This window comes from Streptomyces sp. KR55 (assembly GCF_052245645.1).
GTDB classification, from domain to species: domain Bacteria; phylum Actinomycetota; class Actinomycetes; order Streptomycetales; family Streptomycetaceae; genus Streptomyces; species Streptomyces flavusporus.
Genome location: NZ_JBQQCE010000218.1, coordinates 1 through 15661, shown reverse-complemented (window position 1 = coordinate 15661; position 15661 = coordinate 1). Strand labels below are relative to the sequence as shown.

General features: G+C 70.1%; 12 protein-coding genes. 5 read left to right on the top strand and 7 right to left on the bottom strand.

Features of this window, described 5'->3' with window-relative positions:
- The first annotated feature begins 65 nt into the window (after window positions 1-65).
- Window positions 66-791: a TetR/AcrR family transcriptional regulator gene (locus tag ACTWQJ_RS28400; protein WP_443309389.1), complete on the top strand. Its 726-nt coding sequence runs from the start codon at window positions 66-68 to the stop codon at window positions 789-791.
- Between the two features lie 10 nt (window positions 792-801).
- Window positions 802-1311, top strand: a complete 510-nt coding sequence (locus tag ACTWQJ_RS28395) for a molybdenum cofactor biosysynthesis protein (RefSeq protein WP_443309388.1) — start codon at window positions 802-804, stop codon at window positions 1309-1311.
- A 90-nt stretch (window positions 1312-1401) separates the two neighbouring features.
- Here ACTWQJ_RS28395 and ACTWQJ_RS28390 read toward each other — a convergent pair whose 3' ends face one another.
- The 6 genes from ACTWQJ_RS28390 to ACTWQJ_RS28365 all read right to left on the bottom strand — a co-directional run bounded on the left by ACTWQJ_RS28390 (window position 1402) and on the right by ACTWQJ_RS28365 (window position 9843).
- Window positions 1402-3375 (bottom strand): DUF1996 domain-containing protein, encoded by a 1974-nt coding sequence (locus tag ACTWQJ_RS28390; RefSeq protein WP_443309387.1) that lies wholly within the window; start codon window positions 3373-3375, stop codon window positions 1402-1404.
- Window positions 3376-3647: 272 nt separating this feature from the next.
- The gene (locus ACTWQJ_RS28385; RefSeq protein ID WP_443309386.1) at window positions 3648-5102 is read right to left on the bottom strand and encodes a glyceraldehyde-3-phosphate dehydrogenase; all 1455 of its coding nucleotides are present in this window, start codon (window positions 5100-5102) and stop codon (window positions 3648-3650) included.
- A gap of 118 nt (window positions 5103-5220) precedes the next feature.
- Window positions 5221-6222 carry an MASE1 domain-containing protein gene (locus ACTWQJ_RS28380; RefSeq protein WP_443309385.1) on the bottom strand — a complete coding sequence of 334 codons (1002 nt, stop codon included), beginning with the start codon at window positions 6220-6222 and terminating at the stop codon, window positions 5221-5223.
- Between the two features lie 59 nt (window positions 6223-6281).
- Entirely contained in the window at window positions 6282-7112 is an 831-nt protein-coding gene (locus ACTWQJ_RS28375) for a PP2C family protein-serine/threonine phosphatase (protein ID WP_443309384.1), read from the bottom strand.
- Between the two features lie 124 nt (window positions 7113-7236).
- On the bottom strand, window positions 7237-8349 hold the full coding sequence (locus tag ACTWQJ_RS28370) for an acyltransferase family protein (RefSeq protein ID WP_443309383.1): 1113 nt from the start codon (window positions 8347-8349) through the stop codon (window positions 7237-7239).
- Window positions 8350-8466: 117 nt separating this feature from the next.
- Entirely contained in the window at window positions 8467-9843 is a 1377-nt protein-coding gene (locus tag ACTWQJ_RS28365) for a diacylglycerol/lipid kinase family protein (protein ID WP_443309382.1), read from the bottom strand.
- Between the two features lie 240 nt (window positions 9844-10083).
- Here ACTWQJ_RS28365 and ACTWQJ_RS28360 point away from each other — a divergent pair, with 240 nt between their 5' ends.
- The 3 genes from ACTWQJ_RS28360 to ACTWQJ_RS28350 all read left to right on the top strand — a co-directional run bounded on the left by ACTWQJ_RS28360 (window position 10084) and on the right by ACTWQJ_RS28350 (window position 14119).
- Window positions 10084-10704: a hypothetical protein gene (locus ACTWQJ_RS28360; protein WP_443309381.1), complete on the top strand. Its 621-nt coding sequence runs from the start codon at window positions 10084-10086 to the stop codon at window positions 10702-10704.
- A gap of 223 nt (window positions 10705-10927) precedes the next feature.
- Window positions 10928-12820: an ATP-binding cassette domain-containing protein gene (locus tag ACTWQJ_RS28355; protein ID WP_443309380.1), complete on the top strand. Its 1893-nt coding sequence runs from the start codon at window positions 10928-10930 to the stop codon at window positions 12818-12820.
- Between the two features lie 141 nt (window positions 12821-12961).
- Entirely contained in the window at window positions 12962-14119 is a 1158-nt protein-coding gene (locus ACTWQJ_RS28350; RefSeq protein ID WP_443309379.1) for a S1 family peptidase, read from the top strand.
- 130 nt (window positions 14120-14249) lie between these two features.
- Here ACTWQJ_RS28350 and ACTWQJ_RS28345 read toward each other — a convergent pair.
- The coding region (locus ACTWQJ_RS28345) for a glycoside hydrolase family 2 protein (RefSeq protein ID WP_443309378.1) at window positions 14250-15661 on the bottom strand (1412 nt) is incomplete at its 5' end.

The window sequence follows — 15661 nt, the reverse complement described above, 5'->3', positions numbered from 1 at the left end:
CGTAAGGTCCCCGACAACGCCATTGACCACACCCCGACCACGCCCCGGCCATGGAGGAATACGCGATGCCCAAACGGGTCGTGGCGGAGAGCGAACGACGGCGCAGACGGCCCACCAAGCAGGGCGCCGTGCTCTCCGAGCGCCACATCGTGCTCACCGCGCTGCGTATGCTGCGCGAGCACGGCAGCCAGGGACTCACGGTGCGTCGCCTCGGGCTGGCCCTCGGCGCCGACCCCAGCACCCTGTACCGGTACTTCCGTGGCATGGACGACCTTGTCCTGGCTGTCGGCGACGAGCTCATCGGACGCGCTTTCGACGGCTGGACGGCGACCGGTGACTGGCAGACCGACCTGCGCGCGCTGGGACTGCGCATCCACCGCTCGTACCTCGCCCATCCACAGGCGGCGGTGCTCACCGCCAGCCGGGTCTCGGGACGCGCCCACGAGATCGCGGCCGACGAGACCGTGCTCGATGTGCTGCACCGTGCCGGTTTTCCGGTCGCCGAAGCGGTGCGGATCTACCACTGCTTCATCGACCAGGCCCTGGCCTTCGCGGCGCTCGACGCGGCGGCGCTCGCGCTGCCGGCAGCGGCCCGGGAGGCCGACGAGGCGGTGTGGCAGGCCACCTATGCCAGGCTGCCCGAGTCCACCCACCCTCGGATCGCCGCAGCCGCCGGCCATCTCGTCGCCGAGATGAACGTCAGTGCCTACCCTGCGGCGCTCGACATGCTGATCGACAGCGCGGCAGCCCGTCTCGGCGGTGGCGAGCCGCCACCCGGACGGGCGGCTTAGGCTGGCCCTCATGACCAAGGTCGAGGTGGTGCAGCTGCTGGTGTCGCCCGCGCACCGTTTCGCGGGGCGTCCCGCGGACGGGCCGTCGGCCGGGTTCGCAGACGAGCTGCGGCATCGAGCGGAGGTGCGCGCCGGCCTCGGTCTGGTCGGCGACCGCTACTTCGGGCAGCGGGTCCATCGCGACGCGGCGGTGACCATCATGGCCGTCGAGAACCTCCCCTTCGACATCAACCCGTCCATCGGTCTTCTGCAGACACGCCGGAACATCCTGCTGCGAGGCGTCGACGTCGACTCCCTGATCGGCTCGACGATCACTCTCGACTGCGGTGCGGGACCCGTGACCTTCGCCCTGAACCGTCCGGCCCGGCCCTGCGCGTGGATGGACGTCACCATCGGCCCGGGCGCGCAGCGCGCCCTGCGCGGCAAGGGCGGTGTGCGGTCCACACCGCTGACCGACGGAGTTCTTGCCGTCGGGGAGGCGACGTTCCGTGTCATCGCCGAGCCGCACGCCGGTCAGTAGCGGGTCGGCGAGGATTTCAACGGCGCCGGGGCGCACGGCCCTCCCCTGACCGTCGGCCGCCCGCTGAGCGGGCGGCCGACGGTCAGGGCGTCACAGGGAGCGGCGCGCGGTGCGACGCAGCAGGACGAATCCGGCGATCAGAAGGACGGCGCCGGCCGCCGCGGGCCACAGGCGCGCACCGGTGTCGGCGAGTCCGCCCTGGACGGCCTGCGGCTCGGTCTGCCCGGAGGCTGAAGGGTCGCTGCCGGATTCCTCCTCCTGCGGCACTTCGGCGGCGGCAGCGTCCGAGTCGTCCTGCGCCCCGGTGTCGGACGGTCGCGAGGTGGCCGAGGGCGAGGCGTAGACGTTGGGTGCGCCACTGGCAGGGGCGGTTTCTTCGGGAGCGGCCGGCGCCGACTCCGAGCCGCCCGCGCCGTTCGAGGGCTCGGCAGACGGCTCGTTGCCCTTGTCGCCGGGCTGCTCCCCGCCATCGTCGCCGGGCTTGTCCTCGCCGTTGTCGCCGGGCTTGTCCGCACCGTCGTCGCCCGGCTGCTCCTCGCCATTGCCCTCATCGGGCTGTTCCCCGGGGTTGCCGTCCTGGGGTTCCTCCGGAGTCGCCGTGGGCTGCTCCCCCGCTCCCTCGTCGGGGTCGGCCCCGGAGCCCGGTTCCGCATCGCCCGAATCGCACTGCCGGCCGCCGTTGATGCAGTCGACCATCTCGCCCATCAGGTCTTCGTCGAAGACGTTGATGAAGTCACCGTGGTCCGTGACCGGCTTGTGCAGTTGCTCCGGGAAGGAGTCCACGGCGAACAGCGGGGTCGTCCGGCCTCCGTCGTTCAGGCTCGGCGCGTCGACGTCGTACACGATGCGCTGCACCAGCTGCGGTATCGCCTGGAATCCGGCGGGGCACTGACCGGCGGCGTCGGCGAAGGCCACATGGGTGCGGTGGTTGGCGCTGTCGATGTTCCGGCCGTCCCAGCAGCTCTGGAACTCGAAGGTGCGCACCACGTCACTGCCGGACGGGCACAGCGGGTACTTGTCCTTGAGCTGCCGGTCCTCGAAACCGGTGCAGCTCCAGGAGGCGTTGGCGTTGGCGGTTCCGTTGACGAACGCCTTGGCGTCGCCGGTGATGATGCGCAGCAGTCGCGGCATGGCCGTGACCTCGCCGACCGGGCTGCCCACGAACGTCAGCGTGACCTGTACGGGCGTGACGATCTCACCGGCGTTGCCCTCGATTCCGCCGCCGGGGGCCTCGGCGTCCTGCTCCACGGTCCCGTTCTGAAGGCGCAGCACCGGCCAGTAGTACGACGACTTGTCGCCGGGGTTCTCGCAGCTCGTCTCGGCGTTCGCGAGGTCCTGGTCGCTGGCGAAGGCGTCGTTGGCCTGGTTACCGACGTAGTCGTGGAAGTGGTGGGCTCCGTTGATGACACCGGGGGCGACGATCACGTTGTCGGAGTTGAACAGGCCCTGTTCGTTGACGCCGCAGCTGGTGGTGAAGCTGCCGCGGGACGCGCTCGCCTGCTGGGGCGGCTTCTGGACGTTCGGCTGCACGGTGGTGATGTCCGCGTAGTCCGCGGCGACGGGCCCGTTGCCGGCCTGACCGCCGTTTCCGGTCTGGCCTTCGTCTCCCTGGTTCTCGTCGTCCTGGGAGCCATCGTTCTCGCCCTGACCGGCGTCGGCGCCGTCACCGCCCTGGTCGCCCGCGGGTCGCAGCGTGCAGGCCGCGAGGTCTTCCAGACCCTGCGGACGCTCGCCCATCCGGTCGATGGCGGCGGCGATGCGCTCGATCGTCCCGGTCCGCTGCTCCTGCAGCGGCGTCATGATCGCGTCCGCGTCGAAGTCGCCGTCCTGCGCGGCGCCCGCCGACTCCTGGAGCTTCTGGTAGGCCTCCGTCACCTGCTGGTCCAGCAGGGCGAGTTCCTTGTCCACGTCCGCTCGCGCGTCGTCCGGAACCTCGGTCAGCCGGGCGCCCACGTCCGGGCAGTCGATGGTGGTGGCCGTCCCGGCCCCGGCTTCGTTCACGAGCGTGCTGTTCGCACCCCCCGAACCGCCGTCGGTGGCGGAGGCGTAGACATTCGCCACCACCAGTCCCCCACCGCCCAACATCAGAGCGACAGCTGCGAATGTCGCCCGTCTTGCACCTTTGGGGCGTCTGCGCGTCTTGCGTCCCACGGAGTACTCCTACGACTGATGGCCGGCCTGGTCATGGAAGCCTTCCGGTGACATACGCAGCCGAGCGCCGACTTGTTCAACCGCGTCGTGAATTCACGTGTGCGCGGCTTCAATTGGGGCGTGAAACGACGACGTCCCTGGCGAACCTCCCGCAGGGTTCGCCAGGGACGCAGACAGCGCCGAGATCAGTGCAGCGGAGCCGGGTAGGTGGGGTACTCCACTCCGGAGACGTGCTGGACGACGCGGATGACCTGGCAGGAGTAGCCGAACTCGTTGTCGTACCAGAGGTAGAGGATGGCGTTGTCGCCCTCCACCTTGAGCGCGCCGGCGTCGACGATCGAGGCGTGGCGCGAGCCGATGAAGTCGCTGGAGACCGCGTCGGGGGCGCTGATGAAGTCGATCTGGCGCTTGAGCGGCGAGGTCAGTGACACATCGCGGAGGTGGTCGAGGACCTCCTGGCGGGTTGTCTCGCGGGCGAGTTGCAGGTTGAGGATCGCGATCGAGACATCGGGCACCGGGACGCGGATCGAGCTGCCGGTGATCTTCGCCTTGAGGTCGGGCAGCGCCTTGGCGACGGCGGAGGCGGCGCCGGTTTCGGTGATGACCATGTTCAGCGGCGCCGAACGGCCGCGCCGGTCGGACTTGTGGTAATTGTCCAGCAGATTCTGGTCGTTGGTGAAGGAGTGGACGGTCTCCACGTGGCCGCGCAGGACGCCGTACTCGTCCGCCATCGCCTTCAGCGGCGGCACGATCGCGTTGGTGGTGCAGGAGGCGCAGGACAGGATCTGCTCGTCCGGCTTGATGGTGTCGTGGTTGACGCCGTGGACGATGTTCGGGACGTCGCCCTTGCCCGGCGCGGTCAGGACGACCTTCTCGATGCCGGGGCGAAGGTGCTTCGACAGGCCTTCGCGGTCGCGCCACTTGCCGGTGTTGTCGATGAGGATGGCGTCCTTGATGCCGTACGCCGTGTAGTCCACCGTCGTCGGGTCGTCGGAGTAGACGACCTGGATCTCGTTGCCGTTGGCGATGATCCTGCTGTTCGCCTCGTCGACGGTGATCGTGCCCTGGAACTGGCCGTGGATGGAGTCACGGCGCAGCAGGGAGGCCCGCTTGACGAGATCCTCGGCGACCCGGCCACCGTTGTTGCGGACGACGATGGCCCGCAGCCGCAGTCCGTTCCCGGAGCCGGCCTTCTCGATGAGCAGGCGCGCAAGGAGCCGCCCGATGCGGCCGAAGCCGTAGAGGACGACGTCGCGCGGCTCCCGGCGCTCGATCTTGTTGGCGCCCGTGGCGCCGGCCACGGCCTCGGCGGTGAACTCCTGCACCGACAGACCGCGGTCGTCCGTGCGGTACGTCGCGGCGAGCATGCCGATGTCGATCTGGGAAGGGCCGAGATCGAGGGCGGTCAGCGCCTGCAGGAAAGGCATCGTCTCGGTGACCGAGAGCTCCTCACCGGCGATCTGCCGGGCGAAACGATGGGTCTTCAGGATGCTGACGACCGATTTGTTCACCAAGGAGCGGCTGTGCAGCAGGACGGTGACGTCCCGCTCCCGGTGCAGCTTCCCGATGACCGGGATCATCGACTCCGCGATCTCCTCGCGGTGCTTCCAGTTGGTGAACGAGTCTTCGTTGACAGTCACAAGTACATCTTTCGAGCTAGGCGGCGCTCATATGATAGACGTTCGCTGTTCGGGCCATGCAGCCGGTACCGCCACAACACAATTCGGGGGTCGCGCTTGCGTACAGGCCGGCCGTCCCTCACTGCACTCCCGGCTGTCCGCGCCGGCCGTCGTCCATGGCCTGCCGACCGGACGGGGACTCCCCTGCGGTGAGGTGCTCCAGGACCTCGACCAGCTCCTGGCACGCTCGTTCCACCGACCGCCTGGTGTTGCGCTGCTCGGTGATCACGGCGGACAGGAGCAGGGCCGTGAGGGCCATCGCCCCGTTGAAGGCCTGGAGCTTGGTCATCACTTCGACACGGGTCAGCCCTTCGAACGGTCCGGCCCGGTCCGTCGCCGCGACGGTCGCCATGATCGAGGTGAACAGGGCGCACAGCATGCTGCCCGCGAGCTGGAAGCGCAGTACCGCCCAGATCAGCAGCGGGTAGACGAGGAAGAGCAGGCTGACGGAACTGCGGGTGGCCACCGGCACGACACCGCAGGCGATGACGGCCAGGCCCAGGGCCTCCTTCCATCGGGTCACGTGCAGTGGCCGACGCAGCCCGTACAGCAGGAGCAGGACCGGGGTGACGATCAGAACGCCCATCGCGTCGCCGACCCACCAGGCCATCCAGACCGGCCAGAATTCGGGCGCGGCGAGCCGCCCCGTCAGCACGAGGAGTCCGACGCCCACGGTCGCGCTGATCACCATGGCGGTCAGAGCGCACAGGAACACCAGCGCGAGACCGTCTCGTAATCGGCCGAGATCCGTGCGGAAGCCCACCTTGCGCAGCAGGAGATACCCGCAGACGGGGGCGGCGGTGTTGCCCACGAGGATGCCGACCGCAGCGGGCCGAAAGGTGGTGAGGGTCGTCATGACGAGGAGGGCGCCAAGGGCGATGCCGGGCCAGCAGCGCATCCCCAGGACCAGCAGACAGGCCACGGCCACGCCGGTGGGCGGCCAGATGGGTGTGACCACCGCGCCCTCGACGACGAGATGGCGCAGCAGGCCCAGCCACCCCGCCGCGTAGTAGCCGGCGGCGACTGCCAGCGTCTGCAGGGCGAAGACGACCGGCCGACGTAGATCCTCGGTACCCACCACAGCAGCCATGAGACACCGGCGCCGCCACGTCGGCGAGGTGAGAGACGTGGCCTCCAGTCCTATGGCTGAACGTCGAGCCCGTCGTGGCCGACGACCAGTACGGCGGCGTCGTCGTCGTGCCCCACCTGTTCGACGCCCTTGATCACGGCGGCGGCGAGCGAGCCCGCCCCCATGCCCGCGACGGCGGCGATCCCGGCGAGTCGTACCACCTGGTCGAGCCCGGCCTCGACGCTCAGCGTCGGCCCCTCCACGACACCGTCCGTGAGCAGGACGAACACTCCGCCCGTGGTGAGCCGGTACCGAGTCACCGGGTACTCCATCCCCTCCTGGATACCGAGGGGCGGTCCTCCCTCGTCCTCGGAGACGCCGGACTTTCCGTCAGCCGTGGCCCAGACGCAGGGGATGTGTCCGGCCCGGGCGCTCTCCAGAACTCCGGTGGACGGGTCGAGCCGCATGAAGGTGCAGGTGGCGAACAGGTCGCCGCCGAGGGACAGGATGAGGTCATTGGTGCGGGCGAGGAGTTCGCCCGGCTCGCTCGTCACGGAGGCGAGCGCGCGCAGCCCGACCCGGACCTGGCCCATGAAGGCGGCCGCCTCGATGTTGTGGCCCTGAACATCGCCGACGGACAGCCCGATGCGGCCGTCGGGCAGCGTGAAGGCGTCGTACCAGTCGCCTCCCACATTGAGGCCGTAGCACGCCGGCGCGTACTCGACGGCCAGGTGGAATCCCCGGGCGACCGGCAGATCCCTGGGAAGCATGTCGCGCTGCAGGGCGATGGCCAGCTCGACCCTGGAGCGCTGCAGCTCCGCCTGCATGCGCGCCTGGGCGGTCAGCGATCCGAGTCTGGCCAGCAGCTCGTCGCCGTCGTCCGTCGGGGCCGTGCGGGACATTGATCACTCCGGCGAGGACAGAAGCCCCTTGAGGCAAAACAGCATTTTTCCCATTAAGGGATGATAGCGACGTCCCATCGGGGCATGACACCACGCGCGGCCATGCCCCGTGGGGCGCTTCCGATCAGGCCGGCGGGCGTGCAGCAACGCCTGCCGCAGGCGTGGTCCGCCGGAAGGCCCACTCCATCTTCGGCTCCATCACGAAGCGGAAGATCCGCCGCACGGGTGCGGTGCACAGCAGCGTCACGACGACGGCGGCGACGACGGTCACGGTGATCTCGCCGAGCGGCCGGTGCAGCCAGCCGTTGTCGTACACGTGGAAGTGGTTCACGGTCTGCATGCCGAAGCCGTGCAGCAGGTAGCCGTACAGCGTGCCCGCGCCGAGCGCGGTGAACCACAGGGCACGCCCCGGCACCCAGGCGAGGAAGCAGGCGACGAGGACCAGCGAGCAGCCGAAGAGGGCCAGCGTCATGAGAGGTCCGTACCAGCCGGGTGCACCGAGCTGCTCGGCGCTGGTGCGGTGGAAGAACCAGGCGTAGTTCATCCGCGGGACCGCCCAGTACGCCACGACGAGCGCCGAGGCGAAGACGGGCACGGCCAGCAGGCGCACCTCGCGGCGGCGGACCAGTTGGAAGTGCTCCGGCTTCAGGCACAGGCCGAGCACGAAGTAGGGCAGGAACTGCAGCATGCGCTGCAGGTCGAGGTCCTTGCCGATGGACGGCGTGAGGGTGGCGAGCATCGCGATGCCGAGCGCGATCGGCAGCGGCCACCGTACGACCTTCCAGATAGGGGTGGTCAGCCGCCAGACGAACAGCGCCGCGAGGAACCACGTCAGGTACAGGGGGTCCAGCAGGCTGAACGCCCGGTCCGGTTCGTTGTCGGCCCACCGCGTGAAGAGGGTGTACGCCACCTCGAAGACGACGTAGGGCACGGCGACACCGGTCAGCAGGCGCTTGATCCGACCCGGGGTCGCCTCGAAGCCGCGCGAGAAGTAGCCGGAGATGACGATGAACGCCGGCATGTGGAAGCAGTAGACGATCATGTAGAAGGCGGTGACGGTTCGGCTCTCGCTGCGCAGCGGCTCCCACGCATGGCCGATCGCCACCAGCACGATCGCGAGGTACTTGGCGTTGTCGAAGAACGCGTCGCGCTGCTTGGCCGGCCCTTCGGCCGTCCCGGATGCGGCCCTCTGCGGCCTGACGACCGCGCGTTCCGCCGAGCGTACGGCGTCACTCACCGGACCTCCTGAGGCAACCCGGGGCCGCCGTTCCTCGTCCTACATGAATCAGGGGTATATCAACAGTGAACATCAGCGGGCACACTAGTCACACAAGTAAGCCCCCGTACAGCCCTCTCAGCGTCGGGGCTCCTTGTCCCCCGGCGGCCGGCTCCTGTGAGCGGAGCGCGTAGGAACGGCCGTACGGCCCACGACGGCGGCGAGTTTGCGGAGTCGGCGCCAGTCCAGGCGGGGCGGCAGGTCGGGGACGCCGGGCCGTTCACGGGGGACCCGGACGCGCAGGGCGCGGCGTTCGATGCGGCAGCGGACGGGGGTGCGCAGGGTGACGGCCTCGCCGTCGAGGCCGACCTCCAGCTGCGGCTCGTCGGCGTCGATCACCACCTCGCGAGCCGTCAGCGCCCCGACCCCCTGGGGATCCAGCAGCAGTTCGGCCACCTCCACGGCGCTGTCCACCTTCACGGCGAGGACGCCGAGCCGGCCGGAGTTCAGTCGCTGGCGCCGACCGAAGCCAAGGGGGTCGTCGATGCAGTAGGGATTGTTGCTCACCAGGACGGCCTGCGGATCGGTGAACGTGGTGCCGTCGGCGCGGGCGGTCAGGCGCGGACCGCGCTGACGGGTGAGCAGGTCGGGCAGCAGCTCCAGCGCGGTACCGACCTTGTCGTCGCGGTAGCCGGGGCTCTGCACGACCGCGCCGTACACCCCGAACGAGGCATTGTTGACGAACGGGCGGTCGTCGGCGAAGCACAGGTCCACACGGAGTTCGACACCGTCGGTGAGGGCGTCGAGGCAGGCGGCCGGGTCTTCGCGGTCCAGGCCGAGGTCCATCGCGAAATGGTTGCGGGTGCCGGCCGATATCACGAGGAACGGCAGTCCGTGCTCCGCGGCCACCGCCGCGACCTGGGCCTGTGTTCCGTCACCGCCGGCGACGCCCAGGAGGTCGGCTCCGTCCGCCACGGCGGTCCTCGCGAGGGCGGCGACGTCCTGATGCCGTTCCGGGTCCAGCAGGACGACCCGCGCACCGAGCCCTTCGGCCTTGTCGCGCAGGGCGAACTTCTCCACCTTGCCGCCCCCGGAGCGTGGGTTGAGCAGCAGGAAGGGACGCTTCGGCGGCGGTGTCCGGTACTCCTTGATCCGCCCTTGGCGCAGCCCCGTGCTGCGCAGCGCGTACCGGCCGCACCAGACTGCCGCGGCCCAGAGCAGCCCGGAGAGGGCGATCGCCCAGAGCAGGTTCTCCCGCAGAAAGAGCACGACGAGGCCGATGGGCGTGGCGAGGGCCAGCAGAGTGGCGCCGGCACGTACGGCTCCGCGGCGGGACAGCACCCACCACAGTGCGGCGACGGTGAGGGCGATACCCGCGAGCCCGACGACGAGCAGCAGCAGACCGCCCGGGCCGCCACGGACGAGCGGCAGCAGCACCGCCGCGGCCGCCGCGGCCAGGGCTCCCCTGGCCGCCCAGGCCTGCTTGCGGTGCAACCGCTGCATCGGCGTCGACATCACAGGTCCCTCCACGCGCCCCGGTCGGCGTCACTGTCACAGCACTCCCGGCGCCCTGGCGAACGGGCAAGCGGCGTTCCAAGATCTCACGCTCGTTCCCCGGCCGGACAACGTCGCGGAACAGATCAAAGTTTCCGTTCAGTGACATTCGGGACAGATCTGCAGCAGGAGCAGAGGGCAACGAACGGAACCCTCGGCGAGTCGTACCAGGCGTAGTGAGCGAACGATGTGGAGGGAATCATGAACGTCCGCACTCGAAGCACCCGACTCACCCTGGCCGCCATGGCAACCGGGGCGGCCGTCGCCCTGACCGCCGCCCCGGCGGCGTCCGCCGGCACGCCGGCCTCCGACACACCCCGGTTCCTCAAGCCGGGGGAACTGCCGCCGCACCCGACGTCGCCCTGGTACGCCGGGCCCGTCACCGCCGGACAGCCGGACCCGCTGCCGATCTGTGTGGGAGCGGCCCTGCCGTCGATCGCCACCCACCGCACGTACTGGACCGAGTACGACACCAACGCCCTTCAGGTGACGGTCGTCGAGCGGGACACACGGCGCGCCGAGGCGTTCGCCGCCCTGCTCCGCAAGGACTTCGCCGACTGTGCGAAGAAGCTGATGCAGCAGTACCCGGACATCACCGCGACCAGGAAGTACTACGGCCGGCTGAACGTCGAGGAAGGTGCCCACGTCTACGGCATCCACACCGCCTCCGCCTGGGGGTCCTCCGACATAGGGCTGTTCTCGGTCGGCCGGGACGGCAGGACCGTGACCGTCGTCAAGTGGGCGCAGATGGGCAACTTCGAGCACGCCCAGGTCGACGACTTCAGGGCCACGACCGTCAGGGCGGTCAACAAGCTCTATTGATGTCCCATCCGCCCCATGCGCCTCCACCTCGGCGTTTCGGCCAATCCCGGGCCCCTGCGGATCCTGACGGCCCAACGGTCGATGGCCCCTGCACGAGCCTCTACTCGCTCCGCCCTGCGGATTCCGGTCCGTCCGAAATACGTGTGTTCGATGACGCGGCTCATGTCGTTGACCCGGATGTCGCCGTCGGCACGTACTTCAAGACCGAACCGGAGGAACCGAGTTGGCCTCAGCAGATGCCCGGGAGGAGAGGCGGACACAAGCCCTCCCTCCGCCACCGCCCGCCGAGATCAGGTACTCGGGCGAGTACTCCGTGAACCCGCTCGGCGAAGCCTCCTTCCGCAGGCTGAGTGCGCAGATCCCCAAGGTCCTGGGCCGCATCATCGGCATGGCCTGGCGCATCGAACGGCGGGCCGTCCTGCTCCTGCTGGCCTGCCCGGTGGTCACCGGTGCCGCCGCCGCGGTCCTGCTGGCGGCGACGGCCCGGGCGATGGGGCCGCTGCTCGGCGCGGGCACGGTCACCGACCGTCTCCGGCAGGCCCTGCCGGCGCTGGTGGTCGTCGGCATCGCCGCCGGTGTCGCCCGGGTCGCGGGCGTCGTGGCGGCCTACGCCGAGCGGCGGATCACTCCCCGGCTCACCACCCAGGCGGACACCGCACTCGTGGAGGCGGTCTGCCGCGTCGAGGCGTCGGCCTACGCCGTCGACGGTTTCTCCGACCGGCAGGAAGCCGCGGAGATGGGAGTGATCCGCACCCATGTGATGGTCACGGACGCACAGCGGTTCCTGTCGGCCCTGATCCGGATGGTCACCGCGGCCGGGGCGCTGTCCGTGCTCAACCCGTTGCTGCTGCCACTCCTGCTCCTCGCCGTGCTGCCGGCCGGTGTCGGCGCGGTGCTCACCGCGCGCGTGGACTACGAGATCCACTACGCCAACATCGCCGACCGCAACGTCAGAGGCATGATGCGCTGGTGGTCCACGACCCCCAAGTACGGCGACGAGGTCCGCGCGAACTCGATGACGGACTACCTCATCTTCTGGTATCAGTCCCTGTCCGAGCGCTGCGACCGGCGCACGCTGGCCGCCGCCCCGCGCACGCTGCGCATCGCCCTGGCCTCCTCCCTGGTCGCCGGCGTGTTCCTGGTCGCGACCTGGGGAGCGCTGGCCTGGCTGGCGACGACGGGGAGGATCGCGCTCGCGCTCGCCGCGACGGCCGTCGTGGCCGTGCAGACGACCCTCGCCGGCCTCTCCCAGGTGATCATCAATGGTGCCGCCCTGTTCCATACGAGCCTCTATCTGAGCGACATGCAGGCGTTCCTGGACGACGCCTCGGCGCGAGCGCCCGAACGGGGCGCGTTGTCGGTCGCGGCGCCGGTGGACGAGATCCGGCTGGAGGAGGTCGTCTACCAGTACCCGGGCAAGGAGCGGCCCGCCGTCCACGGTGTGTCACTCACCCTGCGGCGGGGCGAGATCCTCGCGGTCGTCGGCGCCAACGGCTCCGGCAAGTCGACGCTCACCCGCCTGATCACCGGGATCTACCTCGCCGACAAGGGCCGGGTGACCTGGAACGGCCTGGACCTCGCCGGGACCGACCCGGCAACTGTCTGGCAGCAGACCGGACTTGTGCCGCAGATCTTCGCACAGTGGCCGCTGCGGGTGCGGGAGAACGTCACCCTCGGCCAGCCCCGGACCCGGGACGACGGGCCGGTGTGGGAGGCGATCGACGCCGTCGGCATGCGCCGGCCGGTCGAGGAACTGCCCGCCGGTCTCGACACCCTCCTCGCCCGTGAGGTCTTCGGCGGTGCGGAGCTGTCGGGCGGGCAGTGGCAGCGCATCGCCTGCTCGCGGGCCCTGTACCGGCGTCCCGCCCTGCTGATCCTCGACGAGCCCACCTCCCAGATGGATCCGCGCGGCGAGCACCAGATCTTCGAGCAGATCAAGGCCATCGCCGGCGACCGCATCACCATCGTCGTCACCCATCGCCTGGAGAACACGAAGATCGCCGACCACATCGTGGTCATGGAGGAGGGCCGCATCACGGAACAGGGCAGGTACGACGACCTCGTGCACGCCGGCGGCACCTTCGCCGAACTCCTGGAACTCTCGCAGGACCGATAGCCGACCGAGATGCGGCGCAATCCGCGCATTGGCATGGACCTGATAGGCGTACGGAGCTACGCTCGGCCCAACCCCCATGAGAGCGCTCTCAGTTGCGGTTGTTCCATCCCCACCTTGCTGGAACGACGAAGGGCACCTTCCGTGAGACGCATCAGACTCCTGCACGCCGGCCTGGCCGCCCTCCTCATGCTCGGCAGCTGGTCCGCCGCCGGTACCCTGCCGGCCGCGGCGCACGACACCGCCGCCGACGACGCGCCGCCGGCCTCCGCCGGACTTCTGCACGCCATGCAGCGCGACCTCGGCCTGTCGAGGGATCAGGCGGAGGCACGGCTGGCGGCGGAGCGCACCGCCAGGGACATCGCACCGACGGCACGCCGGGCAGCCGGCGCTGCGTACGGCGGCTCGTGGTTCGACGCGGACAGCGAGCGGTTGACCGTCGCCGTCACGTCGGACGCCTCCGCCGCGACCCTGCGGGCCGTCCGGTCCACCGGCGTGGCCGTCCGCACCGTCGAGCACAGCGCACGGCAGCTCGACGCCACCAAGGCACGCATCGACCGGCTGTCCGCCCCGTCGGGCGTGAGCAGCTGGCACGTCGACCCGGCGGCCAACGCGGTCGTGGTGAACGTCGTCGAGGCCGAGCACGCCGACAACGATGTCCGGCGCTTCGTCGCCCGTGCCCGCGCTGCCGGGCCGGTGACCGTGGAGACGGTGCCGGCCGCCCCGCGGACCTTCGCGGCGGGAACGGTCGGCGGCGACCCCTACTACACCTGCAACGTCCGCTGCTCCATCGGCTTCTCGGTCCACGGCGGGTTCGTCACCGCCGGACACTGCGGCGGGGGCGGTGCCGCCGTGCGCGGCTGGGACGGCACACACATCGGCACCTTCCAGGGCTCCTCGTTCCCGGACAACGACTACGCGTGGGTCAGCGTCGGCAGCGGCTGGTGGACCGTCCCGGTGGTCCTCGGCTGGGGCACGGTCCCGGACCAGCTGGTGCGCGGCTCGGCCGAGACGCCTGTCGGCACCTCGATCTGCCGGTCCGGCTCCACGACCCACTGGCACTGCGGCACCGTGCTGGCCAGGAACGAGACCGTCAACTACAGCCAGGGCGCGGTGCATCAGATGACGAAGACCAGCGTCTGCGCCGAACCCGGCGACTCGGGCGGCTCCTTCCTCAGCGGTGACCAGGCACAAGGGGTCACGTCGGGAGGCTGGGGCAACTGCTCCGGCGGCGGTGAGACCTGGTTCCAGCCGGTCAACGAGATCCTCAACCGCTATGGGCTGACCCTGCACACGGCCTGATCCGCATCACAGCCCGAGGGTCCCGCCGGTGAACCGGCGGGACCCTCTCGCACGCCCGGCCACGGTCCGCCCGCCACCCGGGCGGGCGGACCTTACGGCCACAGGCCACAGGGCCGGGATCGACCGGGCGTCAGACGCACCCGGCCGGGGCCGACCGCGACGCGTCGTCGATCAGCGTCTCGTGGGCCGCCGCGAGGCGTTGCACATCCGGTTTGATCACCCTGCGGTCGTACGTCAGCAGGCCGTTGAGCTCACCCTCGACGTCCGAGATCTGGGTGTAGACCGCGCCGTTGCTTCCCCGGCACACCAGGGCGCGCACCTCGTCGAGCTTGTCGAGGTAGTCGTCGGTGTAGGTCGCGGGGTCGACGTCGACGTACGACTGCTGCACCGACCAGGCGTGGCCCGGCACGGCGAGGCCGAGTCCGCCGTACTCGCCGCTGACCAGGGCGCGTTGCCCGTCGGGACGGGGCGGCAGGGCCGGGCTCGGGTAGCCGTGCTCGTCCATGATGTCGCCGGTGCCGCCGTCGGCGCCGAGGTTGAGGCCGGACTGGTTGTTGACCAGGCGGGTCGGGTCCCAGGCCTTGGCCTGCTCGGCGATGCGGCCGACGTCGTACTGGCCCCAGCCCTCGTTGAAGGTGACCCACATGACGACCGAGGGACTGCTGATGTGCTCGTCGATCATCTGCTTCAGCTCGCGCTCGTACTGCGCGCGGGCCGCGGCACTCGGGTTCACGCCCGCGGTCATGGCCGGCATGTCCTGCCACACGAGCAGGCCGAGCCGGTCGGCCCAGTAGAACCAGCGGTCGGGTTCGACCTTGATGTGCTTGCGCACCGAGTTGAAGCCCATCTTCTTGTGCATCTTCAGGTCGTACGCCAGGGCCTCGTCGGTCGGCGCGGTGTGCAGACCGTCGGGCCAGAAGCCCTGGTCCAGGGTGGCCATCAGGAAGACCGGCTCGCCGTTCAGGACCGTGCGCGGGACGCCGTTCACCTTCTCCACCGCGATGGAGCGCATCCCGAAGTAGCTGCCGACGCGGTCGCCGCCGATGCTCACCTTCAGGTCGTACAGGAACGGATCGTCGGGTGACCACAGGCGTGGACGGGGGATGCTCAGGGTGAGCGGCTCGCCGCTGCGGCCGCGGGCGGTGGCGACCCGGCGGTTCCCGTCGTACGCGGTCGCGGTGACCGGGAGGCCGTCGCGGACGCCCTGCGGTTCGACGGTCAGCGTGCCGACGGCGGCGTCGGGGGTCAGCCTGAGCCCTTCGACGTGGTCGGCGGCGACCGGTTCCAGCCACACCGTCTGCCAGATGCCGGACGACGGTGTGTACCAGATGCCGCTCGGGTCGAGGCGCTGCTTGCCCACGGGCGGGTTCTCGCCGTTCGCCGCGTCCGTCGGGTCGTACACGCCGACGATCAGCTCCTGGGTGCGGCCGGGCCGCAGGGCGTCGGTGATGTCGGCGGAGAACTTGTCGTAGCCGCCCTCGTGCGCGGCGACCTTGGTGCCGTTGACGTAGACGTCGGCCCGCCAGTCGACGGCGCCGAAGT

What these genes read in the sequence shown, in the direction of transcription:
- ACTWQJ_RS28400 (WP_443309389.1), top strand. Translation starts at nt 66, where the DNA reads ATGCCCAAACGGGTCGTGGCGGAGAGCGAACGACGGCGCAGACGGCCC.
- ACTWQJ_RS28395 (WP_443309388.1), top strand. Translation starts at nt 802, where the DNA reads ATGACCAAGGTCGAGGTGGTGCAGCTGCTGGTGTCGCCCGCGCACCGT.
- ACTWQJ_RS28375 (WP_443309384.1), bottom strand. Translation starts at nt 7,112, where the DNA reads ATGTCCCGCACGGCCCCGACGGACGACGGCGACGAGCTGCTGGCCAGA.
- ACTWQJ_RS28365 (WP_443309382.1), bottom strand. Translation starts at nt 9,843, where the DNA reads ATGTCGACGCCGATGCAGCGGTTGCACCGCAAGCAGGCCTGGGCGGCC.
- ACTWQJ_RS28360 (WP_443309381.1), top strand. Translation starts at nt 10,084, where the DNA reads ATGAACGTCCGCACTCGAAGCACCCGACTCACCCTGGCCGCCATGGCA.